The 1,048-nt window shown below is 67.4% G+C and carries 1 pseudogene; it reads right to left on the bottom strand.

What is annotated here, in order from left to right:
• Positions 1-930: pseudogene (locus tag DY467_RS26910) on the bottom strand (IS110 family RNA-guided transposase); the annotation flags it as partial.
• Positions 931-1,048 lie beyond the last annotated feature (118 nt).

Below are 1,048 nucleotides of genomic sequence, written 5' to 3'. Positions count from 1 at the left end.
GCGTGTCGGCTTTGACGAGTGCGTTGGCTGTGACGAGCAGTTTTCGGGCGATTGCGATGAGCGCGACCTTTCCGGGTTTTCCTTGCAGACGAAGGGCGTTGTAGTCGTCGCGGAGCTTGGGGTGGTGGCGGGCGGCGACCAGGGCGGCCATGTAGAGGGCGGCGCGGACGCAAGGACGCCCGCCGGCGATGGCGGCGCGAGGCGGCGCTGCGCCGGATTGGCTGATGTGCGGCGCGAGCCCTGCGAGGCTGGCGATGGCCTTGCGATCGCGCTGGCCGAGTTCGGGTAGGTCGGTGATGAGGAGCGTAGCCACCCGTTCGCCGATGCCGGGGATCGATTTGAGGATGTGAAGGACGCGGCGGAGTTCGGCGTCGTCGCCGATGCGCCTGGCGAGTTCGGCCTCGATGGCTTGGCACTGCGCCGACAACGCGGCGATCGCGGCCCGATGACTATCGAGCAGGAGCGTGCCGCGGACCTGCTTCATCCGGGTCTTCTCCATCGCGATCATCTCGGTGAGCTGGCGGCGTCGCAGCGACAACGCCTTCAGCTCGAGTTGGGTGTCGGTCGGCAGGGGCGCAGGGTCTCGGGCATAGTCAGAGCGAAGCGCGCAATCAGCCGCGCGTCCAGCCTGTCGGTCTTGGCGCGACCGCCTTCGGCCTCGCGGAACGCCTTGATCCGGCGCGGATTGACGATGCCGACTTCGAAGCCGGCGACCGAAAGCGCTCTGACCAGCGGTTCGGCATAGGGACCGATCGCCTCCAGAACCACCCGCCTGACGCCGGACCGTTCGAGCCGGGCGATGATCTCGGCGATGCCCTCGGCCAGATTAGGCATCCGGAAGGTCTGGCCCGACGGAGCCAGCGCGACATCGAGAAAACGTTGGCCGGCATCGACGCCGGCCGCAACCGCAAGCGGCACTGCAATCGTCATGGGATCGGTCCTGTATGCGGGCGATCACCGCAACGGCAATGCCCGTGCGACTGTTCGATCAAGCAACACCGACAGAGGCGCCCGCACCGGGTTACGGCGAGATGATCGGCCGGGAATC

The sequence above is a fragment of the Rhodopseudomonas sp. BR0G17 genome (assembly GCF_010907025.1).
GTDB classification, from domain to species: Bacteria; Pseudomonadota; Alphaproteobacteria; order Rhizobiales; family Xanthobacteraceae; genus Rhodopseudomonas; species Rhodopseudomonas palustris_H.
This window is presented reverse-complemented; position numbering and strand designations above follow the sequence as displayed.